Raw genomic sequence first — 592 nt, forward strand, 5'->3', positions numbered from 1 at the left:
AAGCGACCGGCGCGCCAGCCATTTCCCGAGCATCTGCCGCGCGAACGCGTGGTCGAGCCGGCGCCGGCCGCTTGCCATTGCTGCGGCGGTCATCGGCTGCGCAAGCTGGGTGAGGATATCACCGAGACGCTGGAGGTGGTGCCGCGGCAATGGAAGGTGATCCAGCACGTGCGGGAGAAGTTCACCTGCCGCGACTGCGAGACGATCAGCCAGGCTCCGGCGCCCTTCCACGCCACCCCGCGCGGCTGGGCCGGTCCCAGCCTGCTGGCGATGATCCTGTTCGAGAAGTTCGGCCAGCATCAGCCGCTCAACCGCCAGGCCGAACGCTATGCCCGCGAAGGCGTGCCGCTCAGCCTGTCGACGCTCGCCGACCAGGTCGGCGCCGGCGCCGCGGCGCTGATGCCGCTGTTCAAGCGGCTCGAAGCCCATGTGCTGGCCGCTTCGCGTCTGCACGGCGACGACACGACGGTGCCGGTCCTGGCCAAGGGCAGACCGATACCGGCCGATTATGGACCTATGTGCGCGATGACCGACCGTTCGGCGGCGCCGATCCGCCGGCGGCAGTGTTCTACTATTCCCGCGATCGCCGAGG

Annotated in this window: 1 pseudogene; it reads left to right on the top strand. The window is 69.4% G+C overall.

Annotation, left to right across the window (positions count from 1 at the left end):
* A pseudogene (tnpC, locus tag NKH28_RS34360) lies at window positions 1–592 on the top strand (IS66 family transposase); the annotation flags it as partial.

This window comes from Mesorhizobium sp. M1227, from assembly GCF_040318315.1.
Taxonomy (GTDB): Bacteria; Pseudomonadota; Alphaproteobacteria; order Rhizobiales; family Rhizobiaceae; genus Mesorhizobium.